17 protein-coding genes and 1 other RNA gene are annotated in these 18,061 nt (G+C 69.5%); 7 read left to right on the top strand and 11 right to left on the bottom strand.

Going from position 1 to position 18,061, the window contains the following annotated elements:
- The first annotated feature begins 33 nt into the window (after positions 1-33).
- Together GN153_RS12425 and GN153_RS12430 are read left to right on the top strand one after the other, a co-directional pair.
- Entirely contained in the window at positions 34-969 is a 936-nt protein-coding gene (locus tag GN153_RS12425) for a DMT family transporter (protein ID WP_159903260.1), read from the top strand.
- An 84-nt stretch (positions 970-1,053) separates the two neighbouring features.
- Positions 1,054-2,049, top strand: coding sequence for an MBL fold metallo-hydrolase (locus GN153_RS12430; RefSeq protein WP_159903262.1), 996 nt, complete (start codon positions 1,054-1,056; stop codon positions 2,047-2,049).
- A 45-nt stretch (positions 2,050-2,094) separates the two neighbouring features.
- Here GN153_RS12430 and GN153_RS12435 read toward each other — a convergent pair whose 3' ends face one another.
- The 7 genes from GN153_RS12435 to GN153_RS12465 form a co-directional block, all read right to left on the bottom strand.
- Positions 2,095-3,666, bottom strand: a complete 1,572-nt coding sequence (locus tag GN153_RS12435) for a class I adenylate-forming enzyme family protein (protein ID WP_159903264.1) — start codon at positions 3,664-3,666, stop codon at positions 2,095-2,097.
- Between the two features lie 103 nt (positions 3,667-3,769).
- Positions 3,770-4,897, bottom strand: a complete 1,128-nt coding sequence (locus tag GN153_RS12440; protein ID WP_159903266.1) for a serine hydrolase domain-containing protein — start codon at positions 4,895-4,897, stop codon at positions 3,770-3,772.
- A 76-nt stretch (positions 4,898-4,973) separates the two neighbouring features.
- On the bottom strand, positions 4,974-6,197 hold the full coding sequence (locus GN153_RS12445) for an MFS transporter (RefSeq protein ID WP_159903268.1): 1,224 nt from the start codon (positions 6,195-6,197) through the stop codon (positions 4,974-4,976).
- Positions 6,198-6,468: 271 nt separating this feature from the next.
- Positions 6,469-7,311 carry an SDR family oxidoreductase gene (locus tag GN153_RS12450; protein ID WP_159903270.1) on the bottom strand — a complete coding sequence of 281 codons (843 nt, stop codon included), beginning with the start codon at positions 7,309-7,311 and terminating at the stop codon, positions 6,469-6,471.
- Positions 7,308-8,195 (bottom strand): BKACE family enzyme, encoded by an 888-nt coding sequence (locus GN153_RS12455; protein WP_159903272.1) that lies wholly within the window; start codon positions 8,193-8,195, stop codon positions 7,308-7,310. Before GN153_RS12455 ends, GN153_RS12450 begins: the two co-directional genes overlap by 4 nt.
- 25 nt (positions 8,196-8,220) lie before the next feature.
- The gene (locus GN153_RS12460) at positions 8,221-9,027 is read right to left on the bottom strand and encodes an enoyl-CoA hydratase/isomerase family protein (protein ID WP_159903274.1); all 807 of its coding nucleotides are present in this window, start codon (positions 9,025-9,027) and stop codon (positions 8,221-8,223) included.
- A complete protein-coding gene (locus tag GN153_RS12465; RefSeq protein WP_159903276.1) occupies positions 9,027-10,229 on the bottom strand; it encodes an acyl-CoA dehydrogenase family protein in 1,203 nt (400 codons plus the stop codon). The genes GN153_RS12460 and GN153_RS12465 overlap by 1 nt, the downstream gene beginning before the upstream one ends.
- Before the next feature lie 143 nt (positions 10,230-10,372).
- Between GN153_RS12465 and rnpB the strand changes: the two genes are divergently transcribed.
- The 3 genes from rnpB (at position 10,373) to GN153_RS12480 (ending at position 11,636) form a co-directional block, all read left to right on the top strand.
- Positions 10,373-10,760: RNase P RNA component (gene rnpB, locus GN153_RS12470), an RNA gene on the top strand.
- Positions 10,761-10,833: 73 nt separating this feature from the next.
- Positions 10,834-11,106, top strand: a complete 273-nt coding sequence (locus GN153_RS12475) for a hypothetical protein (RefSeq protein ID WP_159903278.1) — start codon at positions 10,834-10,836, stop codon at positions 11,104-11,106.
- 59 nt (positions 11,107-11,165) lie between these two features.
- Entirely contained in the window at positions 11,166-11,636 is a 471-nt protein-coding gene (locus tag GN153_RS12480) for a hypothetical protein (RefSeq protein ID WP_159903280.1), read from the top strand.
- A 7-nt stretch (positions 11,637-11,643) separates the two neighbouring features.
- On the opposite strand, the gene GN153_RS12485 is transcribed toward GN153_RS12480, so the two are convergent.
- From GN153_RS12485 to GN153_RS12500, 4 genes are all read right to left on the bottom strand, one after another.
- Positions 11,644-12,954, bottom strand: a complete 1,311-nt coding sequence (locus GN153_RS12485; RefSeq protein WP_159903282.1) for an MBL fold metallo-hydrolase — start codon at positions 12,952-12,954, stop codon at positions 11,644-11,646.
- Between the two features lie 38 nt (positions 12,955-12,992).
- On the bottom strand, positions 12,993-14,060 hold the full coding sequence (locus tag GN153_RS12490) for a DUF7350 domain-containing protein (RefSeq protein ID WP_159903284.1): 1,068 nt from the start codon (positions 14,058-14,060) through the stop codon (positions 12,993-12,995).
- Positions 14,061-14,124: 64 nt separating this feature from the next.
- Entirely contained in the window at positions 14,125-14,637 is a 513-nt protein-coding gene (locus GN153_RS12495) for a winged helix-turn-helix transcriptional regulator (RefSeq protein WP_159903286.1), read from the bottom strand.
- On the bottom strand, positions 14,634-15,035 hold the full coding sequence (locus GN153_RS12500; RefSeq protein WP_236544803.1) for a DUF7471 family protein: 402 nt from the start codon (positions 15,033-15,035) through the stop codon (positions 14,634-14,636). Before GN153_RS12500 ends, GN153_RS12495 begins: the two co-directional genes overlap by 4 nt.
- Positions 15,036-15,210: 175 nt before the next feature.
- On the opposite strand from GN153_RS12500, the gene GN153_RS12505 reads away from it, so the two are divergent.
- A complete protein-coding gene (locus GN153_RS12505; protein WP_159903288.1) occupies positions 15,211-16,653 on the top strand; it encodes an FAD-dependent oxidoreductase in 1,443 nt (480 codons plus the stop codon).
- 243 nt (positions 16,654-16,896) lie between these two features.
- A complete protein-coding gene (locus GN153_RS12510) occupies positions 16,897-18,057 on the top strand; it encodes a DUF7537 family lipoprotein (RefSeq protein ID WP_159903290.1) in 1,161 nt (386 codons plus the stop codon).
- The last annotated feature ends 4 nt before the right edge of the window (positions 18,058-18,061 follow it).

The following is an 18,061-nucleotide window of genomic DNA, read 5'->3' on the forward strand; positions in this document are numbered from 1 at the left end:
GATTCAAATACGCCGGCTCGGTGGGTTGGACGGATGGCCGTCTTCGGACTCGAGCCGTGGATGCTCGCGCTGCTGGCAGCCGGCGGGTTCGCCTGCTACACCGTCACCGTCGAGTACGGGATGGCCTGGACCGAGGGGGAGGCGTCGCCGGTGCTGGGCGCGGTCTTCGTCAGCACGGTGGTCGTCACCGTCGCCTTCTGGGCCTTCGCGGCCGCCCGCGGGCTCCCCGACGCGCTGACCGACCCCGCGCGGGTCTGGCCCTTCGTCGTCGCCGGCGTGGCCTACCCCGCGGTCTTCCGGTTTCTCTACTACGAGGGGATCGACCGGGTGGGCTCCAGCGTCACCGCCGCCGTACTCGGTGCCTATCCCGCGGTGTCGGTCCTGCTGGCCGTTGCCCTCCTGGACGAGGTACTCGGGCTGTTTGCCGCCGCCGGGGTCGCGCTCATCGTCGGCGGGGTGGTTCTCCTGCAGGTTACCCAGGAGAGCGCCGACTCGACGGACGTCGAGGACGTCGTCACCGGGAAGCTGGCCGCAGCGGACACCCGCGACCTGCTGTACCCCGCCGCCGCGACGCTGCTGACTGGCGGTGCCTTCGTCCTCATCGACTTCGGGCTGTCGGGCTTTCCGGACCCCGTCGCCGCCACTGCGGTCACCCAGACGCCCGCGCTCGTGCTCTTCACCGGGTGGGCGCTGATTGCCGGTATCGGGAGCGGCCGCCTTCGCCTTCGCCGGTCCGTACTCGGTGCGTTCGCGCTCGCGGGCGCGTTCAACTTCGTCGGCTGGCTCACCAACTTCTTCGCGCTCCAGTCCGGGAGCGTGGTCACCGTCGTCCCGCTGCTCAACACGACGCCGCTTCTGGTGATGGTCATCACCTACAGCGCCGAGCGGGAGGTCCCCCGGTCGACGCGGCTGGTCGGGGCCGTCGCCGCCATCGTCGTCGGCGTCACGCTGGTGCAGGTCGGGACCTGAGACGCGCGCCCGCCAGCAGTGTGGCAGGGTCCCATATTGCGTACATCAGCAGTGTTAAGGCCGCCGGGGGTCCGGTAGAAACCGATGAGTAGCGAGTGCGCGAGCGGCACTGAGGTGACTCCGTCGCTCGACTCCGTCTTCCGCATCGAGTTCGAGGTCGACTGGCCGCCCGGCCACGCCGTCGCGTGGCTGGTCGACGGGCCCGAGCCGATCCTCGTCGACGCCGGGTCGCCCGGCGAGGCCGCCGAGGAGACGCTGGCCGACGAGCTCGGGGCCCACGGGTACGACATCGAGGACGTCGACCACGTCGTCGTCACCCACCCCCACAGCGACCACGTCGGGCAGGTCCCGACGCTACTCGAGGCCGGCGCGCGCCTGTACGCCCCCGGCCCCGCCCTCGAACAGCTCCGCCGGGACCCCGACGACCTGGAGGCGGCCGTCCGGCGGACCGCCCGGGAGGCGGGCCTGGACGGCGACCGGGCCGACCGCGCCGTCGAGCAGGCCGTCGACTCCCTGGAGCGGGACTGGCGGCTGCTCCCGCCCGACGAGGTCGACGTCTCCTTCGACTTCGGCGAGCCCTTCGACATCGGCGGTCACACCTTCACGCCGCTGTACACCCCGGGCCACCAGAAGACCCACGCCTCCTTCCTCGCGGACCTGGGCGAGACGGCTCTGTTCTCGGGTGACGCCCTGATCGAGCCGTTCCGCGCGGCGGCCATCCACGCGGGCATCGACCGCGGCGCCTACGAGGCCATCGACGCCTTCTACGGCGCGATGGACAGCTTCGAAGCCCTCGAGGCCGACCGCGCCTTCCCCGGTCACGGCCCAGCCTTCGACGACGTCCAGGGAGCGGTCGACTCGACGCGGGAGAGCCTCGACGACCTCGTCGAGGACACCGCCGACGCGTTGCAGGCCGTCGAGCCAGCGAGCCCGGTCGAGGTGAGCTACGAGCGGGCCGGGCCGGCCGAACACCCCGCCACGCTGCTGGATACGCTGGGCTCGCTCGGCTATCTGGAGGACGCCGGTCGCGCGGAGTACCAGCTGGTCGACGGCGTCCGCCAGTACGAGTCGACAGAATAGCGCCCGTTCTCTTCGTCTCCGCTGGCGAGTCGGGGGCGAGGCTCGCTAGCTCTCGTCCTCGTCGCGGAGCTGGTACTTCTTGATCTTGCCGCTGGCAGTCCGGGGGAGTTCCTCGACGAACTCCACCTCGCGGGGGTGTTTGTACTCCGCGATCTCGTCGAGGACGAACTGCTTGATCTCCTCCGTGGTGACGTCCTCGCCGACCTCGACGCCGCGGGCGGGGACGACGAAGGCCTTGGGCACCTCGTTGCGGCGCTCGTCGGGGATGCCGACGACCGCGGCCTCGGCGACGGCCTCGTGTTCGGCGATCAGCGCCTCGACCTCGCTGGGGTAGATGTTGTACCCCGCCGAGACGATGACGTGTTTCTTCCGGTCGACGATCTCGTAGTAGTTGTCCTCGTCCCGGCGGGCGATATCGCCCGTCCGGAAGAAGCCGTCCTCGGTGAACGCCTGCTCGGTCTTCTCGGGCATGTTGTGATAGCCCTTCATGACCTGTGGGCCACGCACGAGCAGTTCGCCCTCCTCGCCGGCCGGGACCTCCTCGCCCTCCGTGTCGACGATCCGGCAGTCGGTGTGTCGCAGCGGCTGGCCGATGGTGCCGTGGCGCAGCCCGTAGGTCGAGCCGGTCTGGGCGTGTGTCGCGCCGTTGGTCTCGGTCAGCCCGTACCCCTCGCTGATGTCGACGCCGGTCTCCTCCTCGAAGGCCTGCTGGACGGCGACGGACATCTTCGCGCCGCCCTCGCCGGCGCTGACCAGACTCGTGAGGTCGTAGTCGCCGAAGGTCTCGCTTTCGACCATGTCGACGTACATCGCGGTGACGCCGACGTAGTGGGTGATCTCTTCCTCCTCGATCAGCGACATGGCGGCGTCGGCGTCCCAGTTCGTGGGGTTGCGCAGGAACACCGCACCGCCGGCGATCAGCGGCTGGAAGGCCGTGTGGGTGAAGCCGGTGATGTGATACAGCGGGAGCCAGACGAGGCTGCGGACCTCCTCGGCGTCGAGGTCGTTGGTGCTCGAGGCCATCGTCGAGCACATCTGCGCCCGGAAGTTCCGGTGGGTGAGCTGGACGCCTTTGGGCTGACCGGTCGTCCCCGACGTGTAGGGGAGGATCGCCACGTCGTCGTCGTCGGCGTCGACCATCGTCGGCTCGCCACCGACGTCCCCGAAGGCGGTGTCACCCTCGGGCACCTCGTCGCCGACCGTGACGACCGCCACGTCCCGTTCTGTCTCGGCGAGTACGTCGTCCAGTCGCCCGCGGATGGCCTCGTGGGTGAGCACCGCGTCCGCGCCCGAGTCGTTCAGCTGGTAGGTCAGCTCCCGGCCCTTGTACTGGGGGTTGACCGGCGAGATGGGGACGCCGGCCTTGAACGCCCCGAGCGAGGCGATGATGTACTGCGGGCAGTTGGGCAGGTAGACCAGCATCGCGTCCCCCTCCTCGATGCCCAGCTCGCTCAGCCCGCCGGCGAAGCGGTCCGAGGCCGCCTTCAGTTCGGCGTGGGTCAGCTCCGCCCCGTGGCTCTCGATGGCCAGCGCGTCGCCGTGGTGTTCCGCGGTCGCGTCGTGGAGCTTCGCCACGTTCCCGGTGAAATGCTCCTCCCGGAGGTCGTCGATGTCCATACGGTACCAACAGACAACACCCGAATAAACTTTGCTCTCGGGACTCAGTTCACGCCGCCCTCGGGCGGCTGTCACTCCCGGTAGCCGCTTCTCCTCCGCCCGCTCAGGCCACCAGTTCGCGGACGGCGTCGACCAGCTGCGTGACGCGGGCGTGGTGCTCGAAGGCCCCGTCGCGGATCCCGTTGGTGACGTAGGCGAATGCGACCTCCTCCTGGGGGTCGCCCCAGGCGAAGCTGCTGCCCAGGCCGCCGTGGCCGAACTGGCGCTCGTGGCTCACAGTTCCAAAGCGGTCGGTCGGGAGCCCGCCCTTCGCGAAGCCCAGCGCGTACCGGCTCGGCCGTTCGAGGGTGCCGTCGACCTCCGCCTCGGCGTGTGTGCGGGTGGCCTCCGCGACGGTCTCCTCGGCCAGGATGCGGGTCCCGTCGAGCTCGCCGCCGTTGGCGATGCAGGCATAAAACCGGGCCATGTCCCGCGCCGTCCCGATCCCGTTGGCCGCGGGGATGATTGCCCGCTGGATCGCCTCGCTGTTGAAGAGCGCGGCGGAGTCGGCCGGTTCGGCCTCCAGCCCGTCGGCGGGCTCGCGACACCGGTCGGGGATCGCGAAACCGGAAAGCGTCGCCACGTCGGGGCCCTCCTCGGGTGCGAGGCCGATGCCGGTGTCGTCCATCCCCAGCGGCTCGAAGACGTGCTCGGCGCAGTACTCCCGGATGGACTGGCCGGTCACCCGCCGGACGAGTTCGCCCACCAGCCAGCCGTAGTTCATCGCGTGGTAGGCGGGCTGCGTTCCGGGTTCGAAGACCGGCTCGATGTCCTCCATCGCCGCCACGGCCGCCTCCCAGTCGGCCCAGTCGCCCACCTGCTCGTCGAACTCGCCGAAGGGGATACCCGACTGGTGGCTGAGCACCTGCCGGACCGTGATCTCGGCTTTCGTCGAGCCTTCGTCGGCGAACTCCGGCCAGTACTCGACGAGGCGGTCGTCGTAGTCCAGTTCGCCCTGCTCGGCCAGCCGGTGGACCGCGGCGCCGGCGTAGGGTTTGGTACAGGAAAAGAGGACGTGGCGCTGGCCGCTGGTCTCCTCGCCGCCCTCGGGGTGGGGCTGGCCGCCCGCGAAGTCGACGACGAGGTCGCCCTCGTGGTAGACCGCAAGCTGTGCGCCGTGGTGGAGGCCGACCTCGAGCTGTCTGTCGAAGAGTGCGCGCAGGTGCGCCCGGTCCGCGTCGGTGAGTGGCATGGCTCCGGACTCTCCCTTCGGGCACTTAGTGGTACGTGTCCCGGGGCGGTCGTGTCCAGTTCTGACGGGACCCTCGCTATCCCAGTCCCCCTGCGAGTAACTCCGCTTCGGGACGGCGACGCAGCGCGAGCATCGCGACCGTGCCGACCAGGGGACCGACTGCGAGCGGGGCGAACGCCCACTGCCAGCCGACCCAGTCCGCAACGACGGGCGTCAGCTGTATCGACCCGAGCGTCAGGAGGAATCCGACCGCAGTCTGGAAGGTCAGCGCGCTCCCGACGTAGGAGTCGTCTGCGAGCTCCGAAACGGCCGCCGAGAACTGTGCGGAGTCCGCGACGACGGCAAAGCCCCACACGAGCACGAACGGAACGACCACGACCGGCGGGGCGCCGAAGACGAACCCCGCACCCAGGCACGCGCCGCCGCTTATCACCATGCTGGCGCTGGTGACGGTCGTCCGGCCCAGCCGGTCAGCGCTGAGGCCGGCGACGACGGCACCGGCCCCGCCGACGGCGATGGTCCCGAACGTCACGAGCGCGGCGAAGGCGTCACTCTCGCCGCCGCTTGCGGTGAAACTCAGCGAGAGGTACACGGGGATCCAGGCCCAGACCGCGTACAGCTCCCACATGTGACCGAAGTAGCCGAGGTTGGCGAGAGTCGTCGCCCGGTCCCCGGCGATCCGGCGGAGTGCACCCGGGTCGAACGGGGCGGCCGGCGCCTGGTGCGGGCCGGGCTCCACGAACAGGACCAGCACGGCACCGACCGCTGCGAGGCCCGCGGCGCCGAGCAACACCGGCGTGGGTCGCCCGACGCCACCGACGCCGCGCAGGAGGTGTGGCATCGCGGACCCGACGGTCAGCGCGCCGACCAGCACGCCGATCGCGAACCCTCTCCCGGCCCGGAACCAGCCCGCCATGACCTTCATTCCGGGGGGGTACACTCCCGCGAGAGCCACCCCGGTCAGGAATCGAAGGACGACCGCTGGCAGAAACGAACTGACGCTCGTCGCGATGACGACCGTCGCGGCCGCTCCCACGGCCGCCGAGGCCGAGAACAGGTACCGCGGCTTGACCACGTCGGAGACGGTAAACAGCGCCGAGAACAGTGCGCCGACGACGAACCCGAGCTGTACCGCGTTGGTGAGCCACGCGGTTTCGGCATCGGAGAGCCCCCAGGCAGTCGCCAGCTCCGGGCCGACTGCCGAGACGCTGAACCAGAGCGTCATCGCCAGTAGTTCCGCTGTCGCGAGCAGTGCGAGGATCCGGTATTTCCGGGAGCCCGCGCCGTGTTCGTCAGCCATCGTCCCACCCTGTGGGTGTGCCGTCCCAGCCGTGCCAGTAGCTCGAGACGTCTCCGACGGTCCGAGTAACGTCGTGGATTACGCGCTGGTTCATCGGACGTGCTCTGAATAGTACGACCCTCCCTTTCCGGTATAAAAACCGAGTAACGCCCACGTATGTGCATACCGTCGACCCGAAAACAGCCGGTCTCGTCGCAGTCCACGGGACTCGTCCGGACGGGGCCGTTCGGAACGACCGGGTTGGGGCTTTCGACCGTCGGGTGCCAGCCGCTCAGAACGGGTTCGGCGCGAGCAGCTGGCCGCCGTCGACGGTGAAGTAGCCGCCGGTGACGTAGCCCGCGGCGGGGCTCGCGAGAAAGAGGGTGATCGGCACGCAGTCGGCGGCGTCACCCAGCCGGCCCGCGGGAAGGTCAGAGACCACCCGCTCGCGGTGGTCGTCGGTGAGGATCTCCCGGATCGCGTCGGTCTCGATCACGCCCGGGGCGACGGTGTTGGCGCGGATGCCGGCGTCGGCCCACTCGCTGGCGACGGTTTGCATGAGGTTGTGGACGCCGGCCTTTCCGGCCCCGGAGTGGGCGTGATACGGCGCCCCCCAGACGCTGTTGGTCGCGCCCATCGCGATGACCGAGCCGCCGCCGTGCTCGCGCATGTGCTCGCCGGCCGCGAAGGTGCAGTAGGCGGTGCCGTCGAGGATGGTGCCGACGACCGACCGCCAGCCGTTCGGCGAGAGGTCCTCGGTTGGGGTGACGAAGTTCGCGCCGGCGTTGTTCACGAGCACGTCGATCCCGCCGAGTTCGTCGACGACGGTCTCGACCATCGCCTCGACCTGCTCGTACTCCCGGACGTCGACCGTCGTCGCACAGGCCTGGACGCCCCGCTCCTCGACGGCCTCGGCGACGGGTTCGAGGTGGTCCATGTTCCGGGAGGCGACCGCCACGTCCGCGCCGTGGTCGGCGAACGCCAGCGCGAGTTCCTCGCCGATGCCCGTTCCGCCGCCGGTGATGAGAACGCGCTCGCCCTCGAACAGGTCGTCGGCGAAGACGTCCGTCGAGGGTGGCGTCCCGCTGAGGCCGACGCTCGTGCCGGCGCCATCGCTACCGCCCTCTTCGCTCATTCGGGCACCTCCATGATCTCGCGGGCCTCGTCGGGGGTGGCGGGCTCGCGGCCGACGTCCCGGGCCATCCGCGCGGCCCGCGCGACCAGGTCGGCGTTGCTCTCGGCCATCTCCCCCTCCGGGAGGTAGAAGTTGTCCTCGAGGCCGACGCGGACGTTCCCGCCCATCGACAGCGCCGCGCCCACCAGCGGCCACTGGTCGCGGCTGATCCCGATCACCTGCCAGGTCGCGTCGTCGGGGAGCTGGCGGACCTGGTGGGCCAGGTTCTCGACCGTCGCCGGGATCCCGCCGAGCACGCCCATGATGAGGCTGAACTGGATGGGATGGGTAAGTTTCCCCTGCTTGACCAGCGGGCGGATGTTGCCGATGTGGCCGGTGTCGAAACACTCCAGTTCCGGCTTGACGCCGGCGTCGTTCATCGCCGAGAGGAAGGCCTGGATCTCCGAGAACGAGTTGTCGAAGACCTGGTCGAAGACGAAGTCCTCGCGGCGGTCGGAGTACTTCGCGTAGTTCATCGAGCCCATGTTCAGGGCGGCGACGTCCGGCGAGACCTCGCGGATGTAGTCGGTGCGGGTCTCGACGGGTTCGTCGACGGCGCCCGTCGAGAAGTTGATGATGATGTCCGTCCGGTCCCGGACCTCCTCGTAGATCTCGCGGTAGGTCTCCGTCGAGAAGGTGGGGTCGCCCTCGTCGGTGCGGGCGTGGATGTGCGCGACGGCCGCGCCGGCCTCGCGGGCGGCGGCGGCCTCCTCGGCGATCTCCGCGGGGGTGTAGGGGATCGCCTCGCACTGGTCGCGCGTGGTCAGCGCGCCCGTCAGCGCCGCCGAGATGACCACCCGCCCCGGGTCGTTGCCCTTGACTGAATCCTGTGTGTCGAAGCTCATGTATGTGTCACTCTTGTCATGTGTATTATCGCTGTTTCCACTCCGGTTCCCGGTCGTTCAGGTACGCGTCGATGCCCTCCTCGGTGGCCTCGCTCATCGCGATGATCGTGATGACCTCGCTGAGATAGTCCAGCGCCGACTCGAAACCCAGGTCGCGCTGGGTGTAGTAGGCCTCCTTGCCGATCTCGATGAGGACGGGGCTGTTGTCGGCGAGTTCGTCGACCAGTGCTGACAGCGTCTCTTCGAACTCCCCCTCGGGAGCGACGTCGGTCACCAGTCCCATCGACTCGGCCTCGGCGGCGTCGATGAACTCCCCCGTGAAGAGCAGCCGCAGGCCGGCCTTCTCGTCGGCCGCGCGCATGATCGGGGCCATCGCCTGCGCGGGGAAGAGACCGACGTCGACCTCGGGAGTCCCGAAGACGGCCTCGGCGTCGGCGACGACGAACTCGCAGGCGGTCGCGAGCCCGAGGCCGCCGGCCAGGCAGTACCCCTCGACGGCCGCCACCGTCAGCACGGCCGCGTCGACCATCGACTCGACGAGGTCTGCGAGTCCGGAGAAGTTCTCGCGGTAGGCCTCCGAGCCCGCGCCGAAGGTCTCGCTCATCGAGGACAGGTCGCCGCCCGAGCAGAACGTCCCCTCCGCGCCCCGGATGACGAACACCCGGGTCTCGCCCTCGTCGGCGTAGGAAAGGGCCTCCTGGAGCCCGCCGATGATGTCCGGACTGAGCGCGTTGCGCTCCTCGGGGCGGTCGAGGGTGGCCCACAGCACCAGCCCGTCCTCGCTTTCGGCGACGTCGAGGTCCGGGTTCGAGAGGTCCTCGTGGCGGTCCATCAGTACGAGCGGGGCAGGCCGAGTGCGTGCTCGGCGATGTGGTTGCGCATCATCTCCGAGGAGCCCGGCGCGACCCGGCCCAGCCGGCTCCCCTTCCACATCTCGACGACGTGATAATCGCGGCTGAAGCCGTTGCCGCCGTGGGTCTGCAGGGCGACGTCGGTGGCCTCGTGGCCGGCCTCGGTCGCCCGCAGTTTGGCCATGTTCGAGAGCTCGGCCACGCGGGCGGGGTCGTCGCCGTGGTCCATCATCCAGGCTGCCTTCTGGACCAGCAGCTTCGCGGCCTCCAGCTGGGAGTGTGACTCCGCGATGGGGTGCTGGATGGCCTGGTGGCCGCCGATGGGCTGGCCGAACACCTCCCGTTCCTTGGCGTAGTCGACCGCGCGCTGGATGGCGTTGCGCCCGGTCCCGATCGCGCCCGCGGCGCCGACCAGCCGCTCGGGGTTGACCGTGTCGAACAGCTGGTACAGCCCCTGGTCCCGCGTCCCGATGATGTCGTCCTCGGTGGCGACGTAGTCGTCGAAGCTGAGCTCGAACTGGTTTTCGGGGGTGGGGATGCCGACGTCGAGCTCGCGGAGTTCGATGTTGGGGTCGGAGGGGTCAGCCAGGAAGAGGGTGATCCCCTCGGTGCGCCGCTCGACCTGGTCTTTGGGGGTGGTGCGGGCGACCAGCAGCATCCGGTCGGCGTGGTCGACGCCGCTGATCCACTGCTTGCTGCCGTTGACGCGGAAGGTGCCGTCGCCCTGGTCCTCGGCGAAGGTGTCGAGGTTGGGGGCGTTGTGGCCGGCGTTTGGCTCGGTCAGCGCCATACAGAAGCGCAGGTCGCCGTCCATCAGCGGACCCAGCAGCTCGTCGCGTTGCTCTTCGGTGCCGTGCTCGACCAGCGTCACCGCGCCGAAGACGACGTTGACGACGAAGAGCATGTTCGCGCTCGTGCAGCCGTGGGCGCCCAGCTCCTCGACGATGGTGGTCAGTTCGACGACGCCCATCCCCTCGCCGCCGTATTTCTCGGGGACGGTCACGCCGAGAAAGCCGGCGTCGGCACAGTCCTGCCAGAACTCGGTCGGCCGGCGTTCGCCGTCGGTCACCTCCCGCCAGTACTCGTCGTCGTACCCCTCCGCGACCTCCCGGGCGGTCTGTTTGATGAGGCTCAGCTCCTCCGTTTCAACGAATCCAGGGTTGTTGGTTTCCGCTTTCGCCATGCGTGCTAACACGCATCAGGTCGTGATAAATGTGCGTCCCTCGGGGGGAGCGGACTGGCCCGACCCGGACCGGGCCGCCCCCGGGACCGACGCCGGCCGGGACGACCGAACGGCTTACCACCGCCGGTCGTCTACGTCGTGATGGCAGAGGGAGCCCGGCCCCCGTGTCCCAGCACGCCGACTGGCGCAAGGGACATGAGGAAAGTCCCCCCACCGTCCGGGCGGGTGACCGGGCGCAAGCCCGGGGCGGGAGACCGCCGGCTCTGGAACAGAAACGGGACCCCTCGTCCCGACCGATGAGGCGCGCGAACCCCGAGCGCAAGCGAGGGGGAGTTGACCCGCCGAGGGCGCGTTCCGCCACCCGGCGTGAACGAACTGGGCGCGCGGGCTCCGCCCGCGCGTCGACGGACGAGAACGGATGGAACGGCGAACCCTCACCGGTGCAAGTCCGGACCCACAGGTAGCCCGGACGCGGGTTCGGACGCTCAGCCGAATGCCGGCAGAACAGAAGGGGGCTTACTCCCCTCAGCCACATCCTACCGCCAGCGCTGCAGCCGTGTTCACCACCACATACCTTTCCCCCCACCGCCACGTAGCCAGGCGCATGGACCGCGAGGAACTCGAAGCGCGGCTGGCCGCGGAGTTCGGCGAGGTCGGCCTGCGCACGGTCTCCCGCCAGGCCCGCGACCTCGCGGAGTCGGGCCGGGTCGCCGAGGACCTGGGCTTCGAGGTGACCGTCGAGACCGTCGTCTCGAACCTGCAGGACGCCCCCGACGGTCACACCCTGGCCGAGCGCTGGAACTGGTGGGTCGGGGCGCTGGACCTCTCCCACGGCGGCTACCTCCGCTTTCGCGTGCGCGAGGACGTCGTCGAATAGCTGGCGGCCGGCAGCGATGGCGGCGAAACGGTTAGGTGCCCGAGCTCGCCAGGAGGGCCATGGGCGAGTTCGCGGCGACGGTCCAGGCGCGCATCCGCGACGGCCTCGCGGACCGACACCCACACTTCGCCTGGGAGACGGAGCTTGACGTCGGCGGGACGCCGGTCGACGTGGCGGGCCAGTCCGAGGAGCGTCTAGTCGCCGTCGAACTGGAGTGGCGCCGTGCCGACCCCGTCGCCAACACCGCGAAGCTCTTCCGGCACCTCGAGTCGGGCGCGGTCGGCGCGAGCCGGGTCGCAGTCGTTCAGGTCTTCTCGGGGTACTACGACCTCGCCGGCGGCGGCGTCTCCTCGAAACGCCTGGATGCGGAGTTCGTCGGCCGGGTCGCCGCCGACGCCCTCGAAGCCTTCTCCTACTGCCCGCTGGACCTTCACGTCGACCCGCCGAAACGCGGCGGCGACCGGCCGCCGGACTGGGAACGCGCCGTCGACGACGCCGTCGCTGCCATCTCCGACCGGGTCGGAACGTGAATCCCGTTCAGACCGACACCGTCTCGCCGAGTTCGGGCGCGCTCGCGTCGTAGCCGTCGCCGCGGAGTTCGGCCGCGAAGTCGCCACACCGGTCGCCGTGGTTGACGAGCACCCTCGAGTCGCGGTAGGCGTCGAGGAAGGCGCACAGCCCGTCGCGGTCCGCGTGGGCGGAGAAGTCGTAGGATTCGACCTGCGCGGCGACGGGCATCACGCGGCCGTCGATCTCCGCGCTGCCGGTCTCCAGCAGTTCGCGGCCCGGCGTCCCCTCGACCTGGTAGCCCGTCAGCGTGATCTTGTTCGTCGGGTTGGACCGTATCTCGGGGATGTAGGTCATGGCAGGGCCACCAGACAGCATTCCACTGGTGGTGATGACCGCGGCCTTCTGATCGGTGATGCGCTTGCGCTGTCCATCGCGGCCGGTGACGAATCGCGCGTGAGACTTCGCACGTCGAAGCGCATCGGCATCGCGGACGAACCCGGGGTACTGACGAAGCATTTCGGTGACTTGCTTGCCCATTCCGTCGACGTAACACGGGATGTCGTACGCTTCACAGATGAGCATCATCTCCTGAGTGCGCCCGATGGCGAACGCCGGGACGACGACTGTCCCGCCTTCCCAGAGTGTCGTCTTGACGCTCTCGGCGAAGCGCTTCTCGACCTCCTCCCGGGGCCCGTGGTCGACGTCGGAGTAGGTGCTCTCGGTGAGGACGACGTCGGCGTCGGGCCGGGCCGTGGTGCCCGCCACCAGTCGCTGTCCGCTCACGGGCGCTTCGCGCCCGTTCGCGCGGCCCGAGGCGGCTCTGCCGCCTCGCTGATCCTCGGTGTGGAAGTCGCCGGTGTACAGCAGCCGGGTGTCGCCGTCGTCGACCAGGACGTGGGCGCTCCCGGGGATGTGGCCGGCGTCGAAGAACGTTATCTCGTGTCCCGCTGTCTCGAACGGTTCGCGGTAGCCGTGGGTCTCCGAGACCTGCGTGACCCGCTTGAGTTCGGCCTCGGTGAAGGGACAGTCGTAGGTCCCCCCGTGCAACTTCAGGGTGTCCCGGGCGAGCGTGAGCGCCAGCTCCCGGGTCGGCGGCGTCCAGTGGACCGGCGGCCGGCGGTCGCCGGAGAGGAGGGCGGGGACGGCTCCCGCGTGGTCGAGGTGACCGTGACTCACCACGACCGCCTCGGGGTCGAGCCCGGCGCCGCCGCGGGAGAGGCCGACCGGGAACTGCGGGGGGTTCGCGGTCTTCATCCCGTAATCGAGCAGGAGCTGGTCGTTGACGAGGACGGCGCTCCGGCCGACCTCGCCCGCCCCGCCGAGAAACCGCAGCTTCATACCCGAAACTGGCGCTTGCGGCGTTTGTCTCCGTCGGTTCAGGCCGACAGCGTCACCGGCTCCATCCCGCCCTGTAGCCCGCCGAAGGCCGTCTCGTACCCCTCGTGGCGGGCGGTCTGGGGCTGGGTCGTCGGTGTCAGCGTCAGCTCGTCGCCCGACTCGACCCCGTCGACCACGGCGCCGTAGTGATAGCCCAGGTCGGGGTCGAGCGTCCGGACGAGTTCGCCGTCGAACACGGGCTCGCCGTCGCGGCGCACCGCTCCTGCCAGCCCCATCGCCGGGACCACCATCCGGTTGTAGCGGGTCCGGGCCGAGACCGCGAGGTAGGCACCCTCGCCCTCGACCCCCGCGGGTGGGCTGTCGAGGGCAGTGGCCACCAGCACCGCGCCGTTGCTCCGCCCGCTGCCGAGCACGGTCCCGGGGAGGTCCTCGACGGCCGGGGCGAAGGAGTCGGGCATCATCTCCATCGCGTTGGGGTCGACCGCGCCGGGTTCACCCCCGCGGTCCAGCACCTCGTAGGCGAGTTCGTCCCGGGCGGACCGGCTGTACTCGAAGGGGATGTCGATGGTCGTCGGCTCGCCGAAGCGGTCCCGGAAGCTCCCGGTCCGCCGGGTCGAGACACCGCCGACCGAGAGGCGCACGGTGTAGCTCCCGTCGCCGTCGAGCCCGAAGTTCGCGCCGTAGTGAAAGCCCATGGGCTGGGAGAGCATCGGATAGATGACTTCCTCGGAGACCAGCGACCCGTCCCGGAGGATCTCGAGCGAGAGCCCGGTTTCGGGGAGGACGGTCCGGGTCTCGGGGTCCCAGATGCTCGCCATCAGGTGGACGTCGTCGCCGTCCTCGATGGAGGTGCGCTCGACGGTGTCGCCGGTGACGGTCCAGAAGCGGTGGGCGTAGCTGTACATCAGGCCCGCGGCGAAGTCGCCGCGCTCGCCCGTGTCGACCATCCCCGTGCCCTCGACGTGGCCGGGGACGTATATCCCGTCGGGGCGGTTCTCGGGGACTGGGGCGTTGCCCGTCGCGCGACTCTCGAGGAGACCGGCACAGCCAGCGAGCGACAGCGCACTCACCCCCGCGCCGGCGCGGAGGAACGTCCGGCGGTCCATACCCGTCGTAGTGGACGTTCGGGAAAGTGGGTTCTGGTCCGGCCGTCGAACGGGGGAGGTCCGGCTACTCCGGGTCGAAGAAGCTGTCGACCAGCCGCGTGAACCGGTCGACCAGCCGGTCGGGTACGGACGGCTCGACGGTCGCCAGCAGCGCCGCGGTCTCGGCCGGCCGGGAGAGCGACAGCGTGACCCGGCCGCGCTCGTCGTAACGCTTCTCGACGAGGTCCTGCTCGAGGAGGTGGTCGAGGTGCCACTCCAGCGTGCTCCGGGCGATCCCGAGGTCGTCGGCGACGGCCGCCGGCGCGCTCTCCCCTTCGGCGGCGAGCACGCCCAGGATGTCGCGGGCGGTCTCCCGTCGCAGGACCGCCAGCGCCCCCCGCTCCCAGGCGTCGTACTCCGGGGGGTAGTAGTGGGTGCGGCCGTACAGCGGCTCGGCGACGACCGCGTCGGGAGTGAGCCGCTTGAGGTGGTGCTGGACCTGGCCGGGCGCGAGGTCCAGCTCCCGGACCAGGGCGTTGAAGTGGACGCCAGGATGGGCGTCGACGTGGTCCCGGATGCGCTCCCGCGGGCCGCTCACGTCGCGGCCCCCTCGCGTTCGACGGTCCGGGCGTAGTAGACGGCGCCGACGACCAGTCCGACCAGCACCACGTCCAGCCCGTGTTCGAGCAGGTGGTGACCGGCCGGCGAGACCATCCCGGCGAAGGTGACCCCGGCGACGACTGACCGGGCCAGAAGCGCTGCCACCGCGGCGACGACCAGCAGGTACGACCGGGACTTCCGGCGGACGTAGGCGGCGAAGGTGAGCCCGAGCAGGGCCGCCGTCGCTACCGTCGCGAGGGCGACGACCGCCAGTACCCACGGCGGGTCCGACGCCACTCCCCCGCCGGCGTGTAGCGGCACCGCGTCCGCGAGCGACAGCGCGTCGGCGCGCGGGACCGCGGTCGCGTCTGCGACCGTGGCTGCGTGCGAGACCATGCCGGCGTTTGGGTCTGCCGGTATCTCAACGCTTCGACACGCGACCGGCGGCGTCTCCGTCTGCGACCCGGGTCGACGGCCGCGGGACGGGTGCCTGGCGAGTGCCCCCGGCTCCGCCGTGTGATTACGTCGTCCACACCAGGGAGTTACGTGGCAGGCCTCCATCGGCCCGCACATGCCATCCGACCGGGAGCCGTTCGTGGTCGTCGGCGGCGACGCCGCCGGCCTCAGCGCCGCCAGCAAGTGTAGACGCGAGTCCGACCGCGAAGTCGTCGTCTACGAGAAGGGTTCGTGGGTCTCCTACGCCCACTGCGGGACCCCCTACTTCGTCAAGGGGGAGGTCGACGAACTGACCGACCTGCTCTCGCTGTCGCCCGACGAGGTCGACGAGCGGGGGATCGAGCTCTGCCGGAACCACGAAGTGCTCGACGTCGACACCGAGGCCCGCACCGTCAGCGTCGCGGGGCCGGACGGGGAGTTCGAGCAACCGTACGGCGACCTGCTGGTCGCGACGGGTGCCCGCGCGCTGACGAGCCCCGTCGACGGGACGGACCTCGACGGGGCCCACACGCTACACGGCCTGGACTCCGCTGCGGGGATCCGCGCCCACCTGCTCGACCCCGATACTGACCACCTCGCCGATGTCGGCGGCGAAGCGTTCGTCGACCGCGAGCGCGTCGAGCGCTACGGCGCGATGGACCCGCCCGAAACGGTGGCCATCGTCGGCGGCGGCTACGTCGGCATCGAGATGGCCGAGGCATTCAGTACGCACCAGTGCGACGTCCACCTCTTCCAGCGCGGCGCCCACGTCCTCCCGCCCTTCGGCGAGGCCGTCGCCGAGCGGGTCGAGGCGGAACTCCGCGAGCGGGGGGTGACGCTTCACCTGGAGACAGAGGTGGCGGAACTGACCGGCAGCGAGGGGCGGGTCGAGCACCTGGTCTGTACCGGCGGGACGGAGCTTGACACCGAGCTGGCGCTGGTCGGCGTCGGTATCCAGCCCAACACCGAACTCGTGGCGGACGAGCCGGTTGGGACCGGGCCCGGCGGGGCCATCGTGGTCGACGACCACGGCCGGACGGGCGTCGACGGCGTCTACGCCGCGGGGGACTGCGCGACGATGGAACACGCCGTGACGGGCGAGCCCGAGTGGGTGCCGCTGGGGCTGACGGCCAACCGCGCCGGCCGCGCCATCGGCTCGACCGTGGCGGGCGACCCCGAACCGGTGGGGACCATCGCCGGCACCGGGGTGCTGAAGGCCTTCGACTGCGAGGCCGGCCGGACGGGGATCATCGACCCCGACCGGGCCCGCGAGGCGGGCTTTGACCCCGTGAGCGAGACCGTCACCGCGGGCTCGCGGTCGGGCTACTACCCCGGCGGGTCGGAGACCGACGTGACGCTCGTGGCCGACCGGAACTCGGGGCTGTTGCTCGGGGGGAGCATCGTCGGCACCGACCGCGCGGCCATCCGGGTCGATATCCTCGCGACGGCCATCGAGCAGGGCGCGACAGTCGGAGAACTCGAACGGACGGATCTCGCGTACGCGCCGCCGTTCAGCCCGGTCTGGGACCCCGTGCTCGTCGGCGCGAAGGTGCTCCGGGGGTCGGTCGAGGCGGAGTAGTTCGGGTCGAGCGGTCTCGTTGCCCCCTTGAGCCGGATGGGGTTCAGCATTCCTGCTGAGCGCAGGGTGCGTATCACTCACCGCAGTCGAACCGGGAGACGGCTGAAGGAATCGGTTGTTACAGCACCCTGCCGTATATGTATAATATCTTAAATACTGTCTGCCAGACATGGGGGCTGGTCACACACAAAGAGTGGTTTGTGTTACCTCAATCACTTTCGTTACCCGGGGTGTCGTTCCGGTGTGGAACGATATACAGTAGTCCTCGTACTCGTCTCAGCACTCGTCCTGGCGGGCTGTGCCGGCGGTTTGGGCGCGGAGACAGGACCCTCCGATTCAACACACGTATCGCCCGACCAGGTACCTGGCGTCACGAACGGGACGCTCTCGAACGCCTCGGCTCTTGTTGAGGCAAATCGGAACGCGGTGACGACTCGTGGAGTTGTCCTTCAGGTCAACCGGTCCTCGGCTCAAGGGACCATTGACGCCCGTCTCGTCGTTGGGGCGAACCTCTCGACGTACACCATCTCAGGTACAGGGTCGCTGAGTGACGGGCAGTCCACGACCATCGACCAGTGGAGCAACGAAACCACGCGATTCGTTCGGACCTCCTCAGACGAGAAGACGAACTACCGAGTCCTTGAGGGGCACAACAACCGGCTCACTATCCTTTCCCAAGTCTACCGGTTTCTCTCGGCAGGCGATTTCGAGGTTGCCAACGAAACGTCCGGTGATAGCAACGTCGTTCTCACTGCGGACAGCGTTTCAGCAGCAAGCACCTCGACAGGTGACGTTGAGTCCTTCGAAGGCCGTCTCGTCGTCACCGAATCCGGCCGGATTCAGAATCTGTCGGTCACAGCCACTCAAGACGGCGAGACAGTGACCTACAGCTACGAGTTGCGCCAGGCCGGTGTCGACAGTGTCCCCGAACCGGACTGGATAGACGACGTGCCACCGGGTGCGAGCGTTCAGGCCCAACTCTCCATTGACGTAGAAAACAACTCATATCTCACACTCAAACACATCAGGGGCGATGTGGTCCCGAGTGCGACGACGGTGCGAGTAGAATCCAACGGGACAACTGACACGGTGAGTTTGGATGGTTCACTCTCGGCCGGCGACACGCGCTACGTCTACTTCGACGCCTCCTCGCAGGAACTCCGGGTGACGGCTGACCGCCCCGAGACACGTACTGTCTCGCCTGTCACCAGCCCGGCGTCTGTTCGGATTGTCACCGAAGGCGGTGCTGTCCTCCACAGTGGAAGCATGGCCTGGGAATCCACGAGTGAGTCCGCAAGCGGTGCCGACAGTTCCAGCGAGACGATGACCACGGAGAGCGCAAACGCAACCGCAGCGGCCATCACGCGTGGTTGCACATCGAAGCGGCGGCCAGTGAACCCGTGAGCCT

Origin of the sequence: Salinirussus salinus, assembly GCF_009831455.1 — an archaeon.
GTDB lineage: Archaea > Halobacteriota > Halobacteria > Halobacteriales > Haloarculaceae > Salinirussus > Salinirussus salinus.